The following is a 15,219-nucleotide window of genomic DNA, read 5'->3' as shown; positions in this document are numbered from 1 at the left end:
CCGCGCATGAATACGGCCTGGCTGAGTCGATGGTGGTGGCGACACTGGAGCCACCGCGGCCCGGTGGCCGCGACGTTGTACCCCCTGTCGCTGGCCTACGCCGGACTTGCGGAATATAACCGCATGCGCCTGGAAGAGATCCGCCGGAATACCCGACTGCCGTTGAAGGCGGTGATTGTGGTCGGGAATCTGACGGTCGGCGGCAGCGGCAAGACCCCGATGACGGACTGGCTGGCGCGGCGTCTGACGGAGGCGGGATATCGTCCGGGCATCGTGTCCCGTGGCTATGGCCGGCGTGGCGAGGCGGGGCAGGCGGTGCATCCGGATTCGGATCCGGCCGAGGTCGGGGACGAGCCCGTGCTGCTGGCCCGACGGACCCGGCTGCCGGTCCAGGTGGACCGCGATCGCGTGCGTGGCGCACGCGCGCTGGCCGACCGCGGCGCGGACGTGGTGATCGCCGATGACGGCATGCAGCACCATCGACTGCCGCGTGATCTGACCGTGTTGATGGTGGACGGGCGACGGGGCCTCGGCAACGGCCTGTGCCTGCCGGCCGGCCCGCTGCGCGAGCCGAAGGCGGCACGTGCGCGGGCCGATTTCGTCGTGCGGACCGGTGGCGAGGCCGGCACCGACGAGATCCCGATGCAGCTGGTACCGGCCTCGCGCCTGCGGCGGGTGGACGGCAGTGACGAGATCATGCGCCCGAGGTTTCTGGGCGGGCAGGAGGTCCACGCGGTCGCCGGCATTGCCGACCCGGAACGTTTTTTTTCCATGCTGGAGCAGCGCGGCATCTACGTGATCCGGCACCCGTTTCCGGACCACCATCGCTTTCGCGCGCGTGATCTGGCGTTTGATGACGACCTGCCGGTTCTGATGACCGAGAAGGATGCCGTAAAATGCCGGTCGTTCGCGCAATCCCGCCACTGGTACTGGCCCGTGGCGGCCAGCCTTCCAGCCACTTTCGAGCCGGCCCTGCTGCAGCGTCTGACGACCAGCATCCGGCTCCGCCATCTGGGGTAAGTACAACATGGACAACCGCCTTCTCGACATCCTCGTCTGCCCGGAGACCAAGGGCCCGCTGAAATACGACCGCGAGAATCAGGAGCTGATCTCGGTTCAGGCCGGTCTGGCGTACCCGATCCGGGACGAGATCCCGGTGATGCTGGTGGACGAGGCCCGGCGCCTGTCGGACGAGGAAAAGGAACGCTGGCGCGACGTCTGAGGGCGCCGTGGAACCCTTCGTTGTCGTCATCCCGGCGCGGCTGGCCTCCAGCCGTCTGCCGGATAAGCCGCTGGTGCCGGTCGCGGGCCGCCCGCTGATCGCGCATGTCGTCGCGCGCGCGCTGGAGAGTCGTGCCTCCCGCGTCATCGTGGCGGCCGACGATGAACGGGTGCTGGCCGCAGCCCGCGAGGCGGGCGCTGAGGCGGTGTTGACCGCCGCGGACCTCCCGTCGGGCACCGACCGCATCGCCGCCGTGGCGGCGACGGAGGGCTGGGGTGACGAATCCCTGGTGGTGAACCTGCAGGGGGACGAGCCCCTGACGCCCGGCGGGCTCCTCGACGAGCTGGCGGCCCTGCTGGCGGAATCGCCGGAGGCCGGGATGGCGACCTTCGGGGTGCCGCTGGGCAGTGCGGCCGATCTGCACGATCCGAACCAGGTCAAGCTGGTGACCGATGATCACGGGCGGGCGCTGTACTTTTCCCGCGCGCCCATTCCCTTCGACCGTGAGGCCGCGCGCGACGGCCGCGACCCCGACACGTCGGCGGCCGTGCGTCACCTCGGACTGTACGCGTATCGCGCCGGGTTCCTGCGGCGCATGAGTGCGACCCCGCCGGCGCGCCTCGAACGCCTCGAGCAGCTGGAGCAGCTGCGAGCCCTGGCGATGGGCGCGCATATACAAGTGGGGCTGCGCGCGGAGGCGCATCCGCCCGGTGTCGATACCCCGAGCGATGTAGAACGCGTGGAAGCCGCGCTGGCGCAGGGTCGGGGATCATGACCGGCGAGTGGCCGCGTCGCCGGACGGCGCGTTACGCCGCGGGTGTCCTGATACTGGCGCTGGTGTTGACCGGATGTGGCGAGGGGCCGTCGGAGGCGCCCGCACCCGAGCGGCCCGTCAAGCTGGTCACCGTGAGCGAGCGGGACACTCTGATCGAGCGCCGCTTCTCCGGGCGTACCCAGGCGGCGGAACGCGCCTGGCTGGCGTTTCGCGTCGGAGGTGTGGTCGAGTCGGTGGCGGTGGAGCGCGGCGAACGCGTGGACGAGGGCGACCTCCTGGCCCGTCTGGACCCGCGCGACTTCCAGCGCCGGGTGCGTGAACTGGAGGGCGGTCTGGTGGAGGCCCGCGCGGAGCAGCTGATGCTGGAGCGCGGCGCACGCGAGGAAGAACGGCGCCAGCTGGAGGCGCGGCTGGAGGCGGCCGGGGCCCGCGAGGAACAGGCCGAGTCCGAATACCGCCGGGTGGCGCGCATGCACGACGACGGTCATGTGAGTCAGTCGGAATATGACCGCGCCCGCCGGGCCCTGCGCGAGGCCGCGGCGGACCGGCGTTCGGCGCAGGAGGCGCTGACCATCGCGCGGGCCGGCGGCCGCGAGGAGGAGCGCGAGGCCGCCCGGGGCCGGATCCGGCGCATCGAGGCGCAGCTGGAGCAGGCGCGCGACGCACTGGAAGACAGCGAACTCAGGGCCCCGTTCACCGGTTACGTCGCCGAACGCGATCTGGAACCGCATGAACCGGTGCAGGCGCATCACCCGGTGGTTCTGTTCGAGGATCTGGAATCCATCGAGATCGAGGTCGGCATCCCCGAGGGGCTGCTGGTCTTGCGGGACCGGCTGGAGGCGGTGGAGGTACGCATTCCGGCGCTGGACGACGCGCGTTTCTCCGCCAGCATCCGGTCGGTCGGGGTGGACGTGCTGCCGGGACGGCAGACCTATCCGGTCAAGGTGCGGCTGGAGACCCCCGACCCGCTGACCCTGCCCGCGACGGCGCTTGACCCCGACCGGGTCCTGCCGGGGATGACCGCCGAGGTCGCCTTCCGGGCGCGCCCCGAACCCGGTGTCGGCGTAGTGCTTCCGCCGTCCGCTCTGGTGGAACACGCGGAGGGCTACGCGGTGTGGGTGCGGGACCCCGAGGACGGCCGCGTCGCCCCGCGCCAGGTGGAAGTGCTCGGCGCGGACGGCCACGGGGTGCGCGTGCAGGACGACCTGGAGCCGGGTGACGAGGTGGTCTCCGCGGGCGCCGGACGGCTGCGCGAGGGCCAGCGTACCCGTCGGTTCAATGACGAGGCCCCGGCTTCGGGACGCGACACCGGGGCCGGGGGCAACCGGCCGTGAACCCGCCCGGCGGCGACAACGCCGGGTCCGGGTTCAACGCCGCGACCTGGGCCATCCAGCGGGCCCGGCTGGTAGTGTTCCTGACGGCCCTGCTGGTCCTCGGCGGGACCTGGGCCTTCATCGACATGGGCAAGCTCGAGGATCCCGAGTTCACCGTGCCGACCGCGCTGGTGCAGACCGCGTATCCCGGTGCTCGAGCCACGCGGGTGGAGGAGGAGGTCACCGAGGTCCTGGAGCGCCATATCCAGCAGCTCGACGAGCTGGATGAACTGGAGTCGGTGAGCCGCCATGGCGAGTCGGTGATCTTCGTCCACGTCGACGAGGCGCTGGGGGATCAGGCCCAGCGCCAGGTATGGGACGAGCTGGAACGCACCGTGCGCGCGGCGGTGCCGGATCTTCCGGAGGGGATCCGCGGTCCGCTGGTGGACGACGACTACGGGGATGTCTTCGGCACCCTGCTGGCGATCCACGGCGAGGGCTACAGCCACCGCGAGCTGCACGACTACGCCGATGAACTGCGCCGTGAACTGCTGCGCCTGCCCGGGGTGGCACGAGCCGAGCTGTTCGGCGATCGCGGCGAGCGGATCTTCGTCGAGACCCGGCGTTCGCGTCTGGCCGCACTGGATCTGCATCCGGGGGTGATCATCCAGGCTCTGGAGCGCCAGAACGTGGTGGCGCCCGGCGGGGCGATCGAACTGGAGGAGGACCGCGTACGGCTGTTCGTCTCCGGGGTGTTCGAATCAGTGGACGACGTTCGCCACCTGGCCATTCACAACCCCGAGACCGGCGAGCGTTTCCAGCTGCGCGATGTGGCCGAAGTGCGCCGCGGTGACGCCGAGCCGCCGGAACGCATGCTGCGCTACAACGGCCAGCCGGCGGTCGCGCTGGGGGTGAGTCCGACCGAAGGGACCAACGTGGTCGCCCTGGGTGACGACGTCCTGGAGCGAATCGAGGCGTTGCGCGGGGATCGCCCGGTGGGGATCGACATCGACACGGTCAACTTCCAGCCGGAGACCGTGCGCGCGGCCATCCTGGATTTCGGCGGCAACCTGGCCACGGCCGTGGTCATCGTGCTGGGGGTGCTGCTGGTGGCGCTGGGCTGGCGCACCGGCCTGATCGTCGGCATGGGCGTGCCGCTGACCATCCTGGCGACCTTTTTCGTGATGTGGGTGGCCGGCATCGAACTGCACCGGGTCTCGCTGGGGGCCCTGATCGTGGTTCTGGGGATGCTGGTGGACAACGCGATCGTCGTTGCCGAACTGATGATGACCCGCATCCAGCGCGGCACCGAGCGGCTGCAGGCGGCGCGCGAGGCGGTCAGCGAGACCGGCGGGCCGCTGCTGATCGGGACCCTGATCGCAGCGCTGGCATTCTCGCCGATCAGCATGACGCCGACCCTGGTGGGCGAGTTCACCCGCTCGCTGTTCTGGGTGGTGGCGATCGCGCTGGGCCTGTCGTGGCTGCTGGCGGTGACCCTGACGGCCCTGCTGGCGTGGCGCTGGTTGCCGGCTCCGGCGAATGGCGACCCGACCGGTACGGAGACGCCCGGAATCGGCACGCAGCTGCTCGCGTTCTATCGCCGGGCGCTCACGGCCATGCTGCGCCATCGCCGCCGGACCCTGGCGTCGGTGGTCGGCCTGATGCTGGTCGCGGTCGCGTCCTTTGCGCTGGTACCGCAGATCTTCTTCCCGCCGGCCGACCGGGCGCAGTTCATGATCGATCACTGGCGGGGAGAAGGGACGCGCATCGAGTCCACCGCAGCCGATGTGGCGCGTCTGGAATCCTGGCTGTCGCAGCACCCCGAGGTGGAAAGCTACACGGCCTTCATCGGCGAGGGGTCGCCGCGGTTCTATCTGCCGATGATGCCCGAACTTCCCAATCCGGCGCTGGCCCAGATCCTGGTGCAGGTCGAAGACGTGGATCGACTGCATGACATCATCGCGGAGACTCGCGAATGGATGGACGGTCGCTTCCCCGGTGCGGAACCTCGGGTGCGGCCGATGCAGCTGGGGGAGCCCGTGCGCTATCCGGTGGAGTTGCGACTGTCCGGGCCGCAGGACCGGGCCGAACTGCGCGCCACCGCCGACCGCGTGCTGGAATGGATGGAAGGTCACCCCGACCTGGAACGGCCCCGGCATGACTGGCGCGAACGCACACTGACGCTGGACGTACAGGTGGATCAGGACCGGGTCCGAGCGGCCGGGCTGTCCAGCGCCGAGGTGGCCGAGACCCTGGAGGCCGGAGTCAGCGGCATGCCGATCGGGGTCTTTCGCGATGGCGATCAGGCCCTGCCGGTGCTGTGGCGCTTTCCGGAGGATGAACGCCGGGATCTGGCACAGCTGCACACCCTGGAGATCTGGCCGCGCGACGGCGGTGCCGCGGTGCCACTGGGCCAGGTAGCCGAGGTGGAGCCCGTGTTCGACGAGGCGGTGATCTGGCGCCATGACCGGCGCCCCACCGTGACCCTGCAGGCGGACCTTGCCCCCGGTGCCACCGCCAGCGGTTTCGTGCGCGAGGCCGACCCGGTGATCGACACCTTGCTGCAGGGCACCGGGAACGCCGGGCAAGTGGAGCGGGCATGGGGCGGCGAGTTCGAGGCGGCCGCTGATGCGCAGGCCAGTGTGCTGGCGCCGGTGCCCATTGTCCTGGGACTGATGGTGGTGTTACTGCTCTGGCAGTTCAACAGCTTCCGCAACACCCTCGTGGTGGCGCTCAGCGTCCCGCTGGCGGTGGTGGGCGTCGTCGCGGGTCTGCTGCTGTTCCGGCAGCCGTTCGGTTTCATCGCCCTGCTGGGGGCGATGAGCCTGGGCGGAATCCTGCTGCGCAATGCGATTGTGCTGGTGGAGCAGGCCGAACTGGAACGCCGCCGTGGACTGGAACCCCTGGAGGCCCTGATCGAGGCCGCGGTCAATCGTTTCCGCCCGGTGCTCCTGACCGCCCTGACCACCATCCTCGGCATGATCCCGCTGGCGCTGTCCGGACCGTTCTGGGCGCCGCTGGCCATCGCCGTGATGAGCGGCCTTGCCGCCGGTACGGTGCTGATCCTCGGCGTGGTTCCGGTGCTCTACGCGACGCTGCACCGGCTCCCGCGTCCGGCCTGAAACGGCCCGAGCGGGCCCGGTCGACTTAACCGGTGGCCTCTCGCAGTCGTCGGGTCCAGTCGCGCAGGGCCTCCGGCAGTTCTTCGTCGGTGTCGGGCAGTTCCCGTGCCAGCAGCCGCAGGCGATAGCGCACGTCGTTCTGCAGCGCGGCGGTTTCCACGCCGAGGGATGCATCCTCGGCGATGCTTTCGCGGATCAGGTCCAGGGGCAACCCGCGCAGCCCGGCCCGGTCCAGCAGGCGGGTCAGCGGCTCCAGATGGCGCCGGAGGATGGCCTGCGACGCCGGATCGAGCTGTTCCATGCGCTCGAGGCCCTGTTCCACGCATTCGATCCCGGCACGCAGGGCTTCCCAGTCGACCGGAAAGCCGGTCGCCTGCGGGACCGATTCCGCGACGGGGCAGTGGTCCATGGCCTGCAGCAGGACACGGAGGGCGTCGCCATCGAGCTGGCCGGCGTGGCCCTTGAGGATCGCCGACAGGGCCGCGGGATCCTGTCGGCCGCACAGGGCGGAGGCAAGCTCCATCACTGCCAGGCAGCGACCCGCCGGCTCCAGCGTTTCGCCTGTGTGACCGCGTGGGTAGCCGCTGCCATCGAGGCGCTCGTGGTGCTGCAGGACCGCATGGCTGGCTCCCGGGTGGCACGCGGGAAAACGCTTGAGCGTGAGCCAGGCGATCACCGGATGGCTGCGCAGCTGGCGTTCCTGTTCGGGCGTCAACGGGGCGCGGGATTCGAAGATCGCCGGGTCGATATGCAGATAGCCGATGTCATGGAACAGTCCGGCCGTGGCCAGATCGCGGGCAAAGGCGGTGTCCGGCGGGCGCAGCTCCATTCCCAGCAGCGTGGCGCCCAGCGACACCTGGACGGCGTGTTCGAACGCCTCCGGCATGCGTTCCTGCAGAATGGACAGTTTGCCTGCCAGCGCCGGGTCCAGGGTCAGGGAGGAGGGCACCGCGACGGCTTCGCGGGGCCGCGAGGCCACGGCCATCAGGGCGCGGGTCAACGGGTCTTCTTCCGCGATACGTTCGCACGTGGCGCGCAGGGCCGCCCGGTCCACCGGTTCGGCGACGTCGATGCTGGCGTCCAGCGGGCGCAGCAGTTTGTGTGTGGTGAGGCGCTCGAACAGCCGCCGGTCCAGAGGCTGGCCGGCCTCGATGAGCTTCTGGCCGTGAGCGTTGTAGATGGCCTCGCTGGTGCGCATGTCGCGCACTTCGCCGGCTTCTGTCACGTGGGTGACGAAATGGGCGGTGTCGGGCGGGCCGCCGTGTTCCTCCGTGCCGGCATGTTCGGGGCGCTGTGGCATGGGGGCCGATTCTAACAACAAGTCAGTCGTGCAAGCCGAGTATGCGCGGGAGCTGCCCGAGACGGCCCAGACGCGGCGGGGCGGGAACCGGGTGTTCCCAGGGCAGCGCGTCGGGGTTGTACCAGGCGGCGTTGAGACCCGCATCCAGCGCCCCGAGGATGTCCGCCACGGGGTCGTCGCCGACATGGAGGATGGCCGGTGCCGGTACGCCGGCACGCCGGCGCGCCTGTTCGAAGATTCGCGGATGGGGTTTGGCGGCGCCCGCTTCGGCTGCGGGAACGGCGAAATCGAAATAACGACCCAGAGGCGTGCGGAACACGTCGGCGTTGCCGTTGCTGATGGCGCCGAGGGTGAATCGGCCATGCAGGCGGGCGAGCACCGCATCGGCCTCCGGGAACGGGGTCACCTCGTTGCGGGCATGCCAGAAGACCGCGAAGCCTTCCTCCTCGAGGGTGTCCGGACAGACCTGGCAGCGTTGTGCAAGACCGCGCAGCCATCGCTTGCGCAGGCGGGTCAGGTCGTGGCGTTCTTCTTCGGGTGCGGCCCGCATGAAGCCCGCGCGGTCGGCCACCAGCTCTTCGGGCTCGAAGCGGGCGCAGACTGCGGGCGCGCGTTCGCGCAACCAGGCGTAGAAACGGTCTTCGGCATGACGGATGACCGGCATCACCGGCCAGAGGGTGTCGTCCAGATCGAACGTGATGCATTCGATCGAATGATCGGGTACGGAGGCGGGTCGAGCTTTCGAATTCATCGAACGTTATTGTCGGAGTTTTGCGTCGAGCGTCGCTTTTCCGAACCTCAAGCAGGTGTAGAATGAAGGGGAATTTCAATCGTGCAGCTTTCATTCTGCCCGAAAAGGAGAATCACAACATGAAGAAGCTCTTTCTGCGCAGTCTTCCCGTGGCCCTGCTGGGTGCGATGATGATGACCGGTACCGCTCAGGCCGTCGATCCCGAGGACGCGATCGAGTATCGCCAGGGCGTGTTCAAGGCCTTCAGCTGGAATTTCGGCCCGATGGCGGGCATGGCCCAGGGCGAGATCCCGTTCGACGAGGAGATGTTCCTGGAGCGTGCCGATCAGCTGGCGCGCCTGGCCGACATGCCGTGGCAGGGCTTTACCGAGGGCTCCGATCTTGGTGAAACCGATGCCATGATGGAGGTCTGGGAAGATCAGGAGACCTGGGAACAGAAGATCGCGGACTTCGAAGAAGAGGTTTCGCGCATGACGGCCCTGATCGATGAAGGGGCCGATGAAATGCAGCTGCGCCGTCAGGCCGGCGAGATCGGCCAGTCCTGCAAGGCCTGCCACGACAGCTTCCGCGCTGACTGATCGGCAGGCGGGGCCACCCGGCGGTATACGCCGCCGGGTCGGCCCGTGCCGAACGGAGACATACCGGGGCCCGTCGCTGCAGCGGCGGGCCTTTCTGGTTGGGGGCGCGAATCGTGCACGGGCCGGACGCGACTTCAGCGTAACCCGGGGGTCGTGGCGTCCTCCGTCGGGTCCACCCGGATCTCCAGCGATACGTCATCCCGGGCGCGGGTGGTGCGGCGGCGAACGGGCGGATGAACGTCGCGGGCGTCGCTTTCCAGCCGCGAACGGATGCCGGCAAAATCGTGCCAGCTCCCGGGCTCCAGGGTGATCTCCGTTGCGACCCGTTCGTGCTCGGCGCCGCGCTGCAGGGGCGTCTGATGGAGATGGGTGATCGCCACGCGCACGCGGCCATCGGGTTGCATGCGGGGTTCCACGGCGAAGCCGCGCGCCGTGTCGCGATAGATGGGTTCGATGGCCACGCCGGCACGGCCGGCAAACAGGCGGTAACCGGCGGGCAGCGTCTCCCCGACCATCAGAACGGCGCGCCCTCCGTCGCGCAGCCGCAGGAACTGCTCGCGGTCCTCGTCTCGCCGGGTGGTAAAGCGCCGGATACGGCCGGCGGTTTCGTCGTCGTGGTCGCGGCGGCGGCGCACGCGCAGGATCAGATCGGGGGACGCCCGGTCGAGCTCCGCCACCATCTGGCGGATCTCCTCGATCTCGTGCGCCGGCGCGCGCACCAGAAGGCGGAAGCCATCCGGCTGCAGGGTGGCGCCGGGGAACAGTTCGCGCAGGTCGTGCACCACGGCTTCGGCCCGGCGATTCTGCAAGTCGATGACCGTGACACGGTCGGCCGCGTCGCGAGCCGTGGAACGGAGAGGCAGGGCGAGGAGGCAGGCGGCCGCGCTCGCCCGCAGGAACCGTCGGCGTCGGTCAGAGATGGACACGTCGCAGTTCGTCCGAATCCCGGCCGGCTTCCCAGCTCGCTTCGAATTCCTCCGCGCGGCGCCGGGTCCGGCCTCGATGATCGGTTTCACCCCGCAGGATGCGCTGGCTGCCCGAACGCGTGAACTGCATCCAGCCGGACTGATCGGCGATGACCGTCATCACCAGCGGTGCGTTTTCGTCGGGTTCCAGCACCCGCACGGAGACCGCGGTGGTCAGGCGCTTGAGCGTGCCGACCAGTTCGGGCAGACGGTCCTTCAGTGCCAGGTCGTCGTCCACCAGCAGGCGAATGTCGGTGGAGCGGTGGCGCTGGGCCATGCGCGCGAGGGTACCGGGGAGGTCGTCGTCCGCGACTTCTTCCAGCAGCGGTACCGGAGCGTGGATCCACAGGATCCGCCCGGCGTTTTCGCTCATCTCCCGCAGCATTTCGCGGGCCTGCTCGCGCGGGTCTTCCGTGTTCATGCCTTCTCCTTTGTCATCCGGCCCGTTTCATCCGGCGCGGGCCATGGAATTCCGGATGCGCCGCAGCATGCGCCGGTGGGGGATGCCCGCATCCTCGAACGTGTCACTGATGATAAAGAAATCGTGACGGGCATAGAATCCCAGGCGAGTCGCCTGGGCGTTCAGCCAGACCTCCCGCCAGCCGTGGCGGATCGCTGCACTCAGGGCGCACTCGAGCAGATGCGATCCGATGCCGTGACCGCGCCAGGGCCGGCGCACGGCCATGCGTCCGATCTGGCCGCTCGGCAGCAGGCGCAGGGTGCCGATGGGTTCGCCTCCCGGCTCCTCCGCCAGCCAGTGCAGGGCCCCGGCGTCGAGGCCGTCGAATTCAAGGTCTTCGGGCAACTGCTGCTCCTCCACGAAGACTTCGCGGCGGATCAGGGACAGTGCCTTCCGGTCGGCAGGCCAGCTGGCCTCCCGAAAGTTGATGCGCTGGGACATAACCACCTCCTCCTCGTGGCCGGTTACCCAAAGGCCACGCCGGACAGACGAGTCTAGTTCAGACTCGCGTTCCCTGCCCGTGAGGCAGTCCGCGTTCCGGGCGTTCCATGACGGTCTGCATCAGGTCGACCCGAGCGGAACTGAAACCGATTTCGCAGTACGCCAGGTAGTAACGCCACATGCGCAGAAACGCCGGTGAATAACCGAGCGCCTCGATCGCCCCCCGGGTGCGCATGACCTCGCGGTACCAGTGCACCAGGGTGCGGGCGTAGTCGGCACCGAAGAACGCGCGCTCGGTGACCTGCAGGCCGGCCGCGGCCGCCGCGTCGCCGAAGCGCGCCGGGGTCGGGAGCATGCCGCCGGGAAACACGTACAGCTGGATGAAGTCCGCGTTGTGGCGGTAATAGTCGAACGCGGCTTCCTCGATGGTAATGACCTGAACCGCGGCTCGCCCGCCGGGCCGCAGGCAGCGGTGCACCTGCTCGAACCAGGTGGACCACCAGCGTTCGCCGACGGCCTCGAACATCTCGATGGACACGACGTGGTCGAAGGTCTCGTTCAGTTCGCGGTAGTCCTGCAGACGCAGGTCGACCCGGTCCGCCAGTCCCGCCTGCCGGATCCGCTCGCGGGCGTACTCCAGCTGCTCGTCGGACAGGGTGACGCCGGTCACCCGGTAGCCGCGCCGGGCCGCGAACTCCGCAAAGCCGCCCCAGCCACAGCCGATCTCGAGGATGTGGGCGCCGGGTTCCGGAGCCAGGCGCGTCAGCAGGCGTTCGTATTTGTGCTCCTGGGCGCGCTCCAGGGATTCGTCGCCGCGACAGAAAAGCGCGGCGGAGTAGCCCATGCCGCGATCCAGCCACAGGCGGTAGAAGTCGTTGCCGAGATCGTAATGAAAGCGGATATTGGCGCGGCTGCCCCGGCGCGAGTTGCGCCGCAGCCAGTGGCGCAGGGCATCCACTCCGCGTTGCCAGGCGGGGCGCTGGTAGACGCGGCCGAGCCGGTGCTCGTTCTCCATCGCCAGACGCAGCAGGGCATGCAGATCGGGCGTGGTCCATTCGCCGTTGATGAACCCCTCGGCGAAGCCGATGTCGCCGTGGCGGGCCAGTCGCACAAGCGTGGCCCACGGCCGCCGCAGGTGCCAGACCGCCTCGCTGCCTGGGCCCTGCCCGGCGATCTCGCGGCGTTCGCCATGCGGACCGATCAGGGTCAGGTGACCATGGTCCAGTCCATGGATACGCCGCGCCAGCAGGTCCAGGGCCCGGCCCGCCGCGGACCGGGACATGGCCGGAAGCCGTTCGCTGCGTTGCAGTTCCATCAGCTCATCTCCTTTTCGGGCGGGTCGGGGCGCGGGTGGTAGCGCCCGCCGCGCCACCAGATCTTCAGGGCCTGCCAGTGGATCAGGAACAGGACCTGGAGGGTCATCCAGGGCATGCGGGCCCACTGGCGCAGCAGGGTCGCGTCGGTCATCGGCCGGACATGGCCGTGCTGGGTGGCGACCAGCAGCAGCCGGTCGTCCTGGTACTCGCGGATCGCCACGCGCATCGAGCTGCCTTCGCGCAGTTCGGGCGCGGTCACGGCGAACGCGTAGCGTGCGTCCATATCGATGAACGGCGAGACGTGAAACACCTTGTCCTTCTCCCCGCGCAGCATGCCCCCCGCGCTGTCTCCGGCCGGCAGCAGATAATGGTGATGCTGGCCGAAGGTGTTGCGGACTTCCAGCAAAACGGCCTGCAGATGCCCGTCGATGTGATGGCAGTACCAGATGCTCAGGGGGTTGAAGGCATGGCCGAGGACCCGGGGCGTGGCCTGCAGAAGAATCGCGCCGCCATCAGGTTCCAGTCCGCCCTCGCGCAGCCGGGCCTCGACCCACGGCCGCCAGGGCGTGCCGTCGCGGCGGCCGTGGTCACGGGTGTGCAGGCTGAACAGGTTGAAGCGATCCAGCGAGAACCAGCGGCGGTTGCGCGCCAGATCCTCGACGCGGTCGATGTCGAACAGCGCGCTCACCAGCCGGTAGCGAAAACGATAGTCCGGCCCGTGCAGGCGACGGTGCATGACATGGCCGGGAAGCAGGGCGGCATCCATCAGGTTTGTCCCGTCACGGTGCGGACGGAGGTTCCCGCGGGTTGCCTGGTGTCCGCCCGGGGAGCAGCCAGGGGTTCGGAACCCGCCGTCCAGGGCATTTCCAGTCCCAGTGCGCGCCCCACGCTCCGTGCCGAACGCAGGCCATCCTCGTGAAAGCCGTCGCCCATCCACGCCCCGGCGAAATACAGGCCGTCCTCGCCCTGGTGTTCGGCCAGTGCGGCACGCGCCCGTTCGGCCGGTGCGTCCATCACCGGGTGTTCCCACAGGAACTCGCCCAGGGTCAGCGACGGATGCGGGTCGTGCAGGGGATTGAGGCTGACGATGTAGTTCTCGCGACGCTGCAGCCGGTGCAGGGCGTTCATCCAGTAGGATACCGAGACACCGCGTTCGCCGGTTGCGCGTGCGCGAGAGAGGTAGTTCCACGAAGACCAGACCCGCCGGGAGCGCGGCATCAACCGGACGTCGGTATGCAGCAGGGCGCGGTTTTCCTCAAACTGGCAGGCGGCCAGGCGGGCGCGGGTGGCTTCGGGGCCGCCGTCGAGCAGCCGGCGGGCATCGCCCGCGTGGCAGGCGAACACCACGCGGTCGAACTCCTCGGGTTCGCCGGATCCGTGCACCCGCCACTGCGAGGCGCGAGCCTCCACCGCGGATACCGCGCCGTGCGCCACCGAGCCGGGGACCAGACGCTGCGCCAGACGCCGGACGTAGCTGCGCGAACCGCCGACCACCGTGCGCCACTGCGGGCGATCGCGCAGATCCAGCAGACCATGATTGAGGAAGAAGCGCAGGAAGCTGGCCGCCGGGAATTCGCGGATGCGCGCCGGCGGACACGACCAGATGGCCGCGCCCATCGGCAGCAGATAGTCTTCGGTGAAGCCGCGCCCCAGGCGATGACGGGCCAGGAACTCGCCCAGCGTGCCCTCCGGCATCTCCTGACGTGCATTCAGTTCGTGGCCCAGGCGGTTGAAGCGCAGGATATCGGCAACCATCCGCAGGAACCGCGGACGCAACAGATTGGTGCGCTGGGCGAACAGCGTGTTCAGGTTGTTCCCGGCATATTCGATGCCGGCGGGTTGTTGCGAACAGGCAAAGCTCATGTCCGTGGGACGGGTCTCGACGGCCAGCTCCGCGAACAGGCGGGTGAGCAGCGGATAGTTGCGTTGGTTATAGACCACGAACCCGGTGTCGATGGCGGTCGGCCCCTCGGGGTCGGCCACATCCACGGTATGCGCATGGCCCCCGAGCTGCGGCGCCTGTTCGAACAGACGAACGTCGTGGTGCTGCTGCAGGATCCAGGCCGAGGCGAGTCCGGCAATACCGCCGCCGATGACGGCGATGCGCTGTCTTTGCATGTCCGGGCTCTCCAGCGGCCGGGGTTGATATCTATCTTATACAATACCTGTACAATGGCTGTAAATGATGCCGAAGGAGACAAGCATGGCGGAGACCGACCCTGACTGGCCCGAACCGGTGCGCCGCGCACTGGAGGAATACCCGATCGTGCTGGTGACCTCCGGTCTCAGCGATACCCGCGAAGCGGAAGCCCTGCTGGATCAGCAGCGGCCCGGCGAGTGGACCCGCCTGGAATGGGGCATGGGGTCGGCCGAGAACCGCGCGGCGTTCCACCAGTTGCAGCAGGCCACCGGCATGCGCATGCTGCCCCTGGTGGTCACGCGGGAAGGCGCCCTGGGCGGGGTGCCCGAACTGCGCGCCTGGCTGGGCGAAGCCACGCCGGACACGCCGCGGATCGACGCGCGGGACCCGGTCCTGACCGTGCTCGGCGCCGGCGGATTGATCCCGTTCGTGTTCTTCGGCGCAGGGGCATGGATCGCCCATCCGGAATGGCAGGCTTTCGCACTCAACGCGCTGGCGCTATATGGTGCGGTCATTCTGGCGTTTCTGGGGGCGGTTCACTGGGGCATCCACCTGGCGGACCGTTCCCATCGCGTGGGGCCGCTTTCGGGCCCTGCCTGGGCGGTCATCCCGCCCGTGCTGGCCTGGCTGGCGGTCCTGCAACCGTTGCCCGAGGCGATCATGACCCTGGCGGTCCTGTTCCTGGGCGTGTTGTGGGTGGACCGGCTGAGCCTGCGTGACCGGCGACTGCCGCCGGGCTATCTGACCCTGCGCATGGTGCTGACCACCGGCGCGATCCTCTCCCTGGCCGCGGGCCTGGGGGCGGTCACGGTCGGTTGATCCGATCCGCTCTGATC

General features: G+C 69.1%; 15 protein-coding genes. 7 read left to right on the top strand and 8 right to left on the bottom strand.

Features of this window, described 5'->3' with window-relative positions:
• The first annotated feature begins 6 nt into the window (after positions 1 to 6).
• From lpxK to F788_RS0109925, 5 genes are read left to right on the top strand one after another with little or no spacing between them, the layout of a single operon-like run.
• Complete coding sequence (lpxK, locus tag F788_RS0109945) at positions 7 to 1,020, top strand: tetraacyldisaccharide 4'-kinase (RefSeq protein ID WP_026332760.1); 1,014 nt, start codon at positions 7 to 9, stop codon at positions 1,018 to 1,020.
• A 7-nt stretch (positions 1,021 to 1,027) separates the two neighbouring features.
• Positions 1,028 to 1,222, top strand: coding sequence for a Trm112 family protein (locus F788_RS0109940; protein ID WP_018869574.1), 195 nt, complete (start codon positions 1,028 to 1,030; stop codon positions 1,220 to 1,222).
• A 7-nt stretch (positions 1,223 to 1,229) separates the two neighbouring features.
• A complete protein-coding gene (kdsB, locus tag F788_RS0109935) occupies positions 1,230 to 1,997 on the top strand; it encodes a 3-deoxy-manno-octulosonate cytidylyltransferase (RefSeq protein ID WP_019022151.1) in 768 nt (255 codons plus the stop codon).
• On the top strand, positions 1,994 to 3,331 hold the full coding sequence (locus F788_RS0109930) for an efflux RND transporter periplasmic adaptor subunit (protein WP_019590061.1): 1,338 nt from the start codon (positions 1,994 to 1,996) through the stop codon (positions 3,329 to 3,331). The genes kdsB and F788_RS0109930 overlap by 4 nt, the downstream gene beginning before the upstream one ends.
• Complete coding sequence (locus F788_RS0109925) at positions 3,328 to 6,432, top strand: efflux RND transporter permease subunit (protein ID WP_019590060.1); 3,105 nt, start codon at positions 3,328 to 3,330, stop codon at positions 6,430 to 6,432. The genes F788_RS0109930 and F788_RS0109925 overlap by 4 nt, the downstream gene beginning before the upstream one ends.
• A gap of 25 nt (positions 6,433 to 6,457) precedes the next feature.
• On the opposite strand, the gene F788_RS0109920 is transcribed toward F788_RS0109925, so the two are convergent.
• Together F788_RS0109920 and F788_RS0109915 are read right to left on the bottom strand one after the other, a co-directional pair.
• Positions 6,458 to 7,732, bottom strand: a complete 1,275-nt coding sequence (locus F788_RS0109920) for an HD-GYP domain-containing protein (protein WP_019590059.1) — start codon at positions 7,730 to 7,732, stop codon at positions 6,458 to 6,460.
• A 22-nt stretch (positions 7,733 to 7,754) separates the two neighbouring features.
• A complete protein-coding gene (locus tag F788_RS0109915) occupies positions 7,755 to 8,483 on the bottom strand; it encodes an HAD family hydrolase (protein ID WP_018869569.1) in 729 nt (242 codons plus the stop codon).
• A gap of 62 nt (positions 8,484 to 8,545) precedes the next feature.
• Here F788_RS0109915 and F788_RS0109910 point away from each other — a divergent pair, with 62 nt between their 5' ends.
• Positions 8,546 to 9,061: a cytochrome c gene (locus F788_RS0109910; protein WP_019590058.1), complete on the top strand. Its 516-nt coding sequence runs from the start codon at positions 8,546 to 8,548 to the stop codon at positions 9,059 to 9,061.
• Positions 9,062 to 9,195: 134 nt separating this feature from the next.
• Here the strand turns inward: F788_RS0109910 and F788_RS0109905 are convergent, their stop codons facing one another.
• The 6 genes from F788_RS0109905 to F788_RS0109880 are packed head-to-tail and all read right to left on the bottom strand — an operon-like array spanning position 9,196 to position 14,361.
• The gene (locus F788_RS0109905) at positions 9,196 to 9,987 is read right to left on the bottom strand and encodes a secretin N-terminal domain-containing protein (RefSeq protein ID WP_019590057.1); all 792 of its coding nucleotides are present in this window, start codon (positions 9,985 to 9,987) and stop codon (positions 9,196 to 9,198) included.
• Positions 9,974 to 10,447 carry a hypothetical protein gene (locus F788_RS0109900; RefSeq protein WP_019590056.1) on the bottom strand — a complete coding sequence of 158 codons (474 nt, stop codon included), beginning with the start codon at positions 10,445 to 10,447 and terminating at the stop codon, positions 9,974 to 9,976. The genes F788_RS0109905 and F788_RS0109900 overlap by 14 nt, the downstream gene beginning before the upstream one ends.
• A 27-nt stretch (positions 10,448 to 10,474) precedes the next feature.
• Positions 10,475 to 10,927, bottom strand: a complete 453-nt coding sequence (locus tag F788_RS0109895; protein WP_019590055.1) for a GNAT family N-acetyltransferase — start codon at positions 10,925 to 10,927, stop codon at positions 10,475 to 10,477.
• A 58-nt stretch (positions 10,928 to 10,985) separates the two neighbouring features.
• A complete protein-coding gene (locus F788_RS0109890) occupies positions 10,986 to 12,242 on the bottom strand; it encodes a cyclopropane-fatty-acyl-phospholipid synthase family protein (protein ID WP_019590054.1) in 1,257 nt (418 codons plus the stop codon).
• A complete protein-coding gene (locus F788_RS0109885) occupies positions 12,242 to 13,009 on the bottom strand; it encodes a DUF1365 domain-containing protein (protein WP_019590053.1) in 768 nt (255 codons plus the stop codon). Before F788_RS0109885 ends, F788_RS0109890 begins: the two co-directional genes overlap by 1 nt.
• The gene (locus tag F788_RS0109880; RefSeq protein ID WP_019590052.1) at positions 13,009 to 14,361 is read right to left on the bottom strand and encodes an NAD(P)/FAD-dependent oxidoreductase; all 1,353 of its coding nucleotides are present in this window, start codon (positions 14,359 to 14,361) and stop codon (positions 13,009 to 13,011) included. The genes F788_RS0109885 and F788_RS0109880 overlap by 1 nt, the downstream gene beginning before the upstream one ends.
• Positions 14,362 to 14,446: 85 nt before the next feature.
• On the opposite strand from F788_RS0109880, the gene F788_RS0109875 reads away from it, so the two are divergent.
• Positions 14,447 to 15,202 carry a DUF3429 domain-containing protein gene (locus tag F788_RS0109875; protein WP_019590051.1) on the top strand — a complete coding sequence of 252 codons (756 nt, stop codon included), beginning with the start codon at positions 14,447 to 14,449 and terminating at the stop codon, positions 15,200 to 15,202.
• Positions 15,203 to 15,219: the final 17 nt, after the last annotated feature.

It is taken from the genome of Thioalkalivibrio sp. ALE10 (assembly GCF_000381385.1).
Classification (GTDB): domain Bacteria; phylum Pseudomonadota; class Gammaproteobacteria; order Ectothiorhodospirales; family Ectothiorhodospiraceae; genus Thioalkalivibrio.
Note: the sequence above shows the minus strand (reverse complement) of the source record. Positions and strands in the feature narration are given on the sequence as shown.

Excerpts from the sequence above, each read along its gene's own strand:
- F788_RS0109910 (WP_019590058.1), top strand. The coding sequence starts at position 8,546 with ATGAAGGGGAATTTCAATCGTGCAGCTTTCATTCTGCCCGAAAAGGAG.
- F788_RS0109895 (WP_019590055.1), bottom strand. The coding sequence starts at position 10,927 with ATGTCCCAGCGCATCAACTTTCGGGAGGCCAGCTGGCCTGCCGACCGG.
- F788_RS0109920 (WP_019590059.1), bottom strand. The coding sequence starts at position 7,732 with ATGCCACAGCGCCCCGAACATGCCGGCACGGAGGAACACGGCGGCCCG.
- F788_RS0109880 (WP_019590052.1), bottom strand. The coding sequence starts at position 14,361 with ATGCAAAGACAGCGCATCGCCGTCATCGGCGGCGGTATTGCCGGACTC.
- F788_RS0109930 (WP_019590061.1), top strand. The coding sequence starts at position 1,994 with ATGACCGGCGAGTGGCCGCGTCGCCGGACGGCGCGTTACGCCGCGGGT.
- lpxK (WP_026332760.1), top strand. The coding sequence starts at position 7 with ATGAATACGGCCTGGCTGAGTCGATGGTGGTGGCGACACTGGAGCCAC.
- F788_RS0109875 (WP_019590051.1), top strand. The coding sequence starts at position 14,447 with ATGGCGGAGACCGACCCTGACTGGCCCGAACCGGTGCGCCGCGCACTG.
- F788_RS0109885 (WP_019590053.1), bottom strand. The coding sequence starts at position 13,009 with ATGGATGCCGCCCTGCTTCCCGGCCATGTCATGCACCGTCGCCTGCAC.
- F788_RS0109940 (WP_018869574.1), top strand. The coding sequence starts at position 1,028 with ATGGACAACCGCCTTCTCGACATCCTCGTCTGCCCGGAGACCAAGGGC.
- F788_RS0109900 (WP_019590056.1), bottom strand. The coding sequence starts at position 10,447 with ATGAACACGGAAGACCCGCGCGAGCAGGCCCGCGAAATGCTGCGGGAG.
- F788_RS0109915 (WP_018869569.1), bottom strand. The coding sequence starts at position 8,483 with ATGAATTCGAAAGCTCGACCCGCCTCCGTACCCGATCATTCGATCGAA.
- F788_RS0109890 (WP_019590054.1), bottom strand. The coding sequence starts at position 12,242 with ATGGAACTGCAACGCAGCGAACGGCTTCCGGCCATGTCCCGGTCCGCG.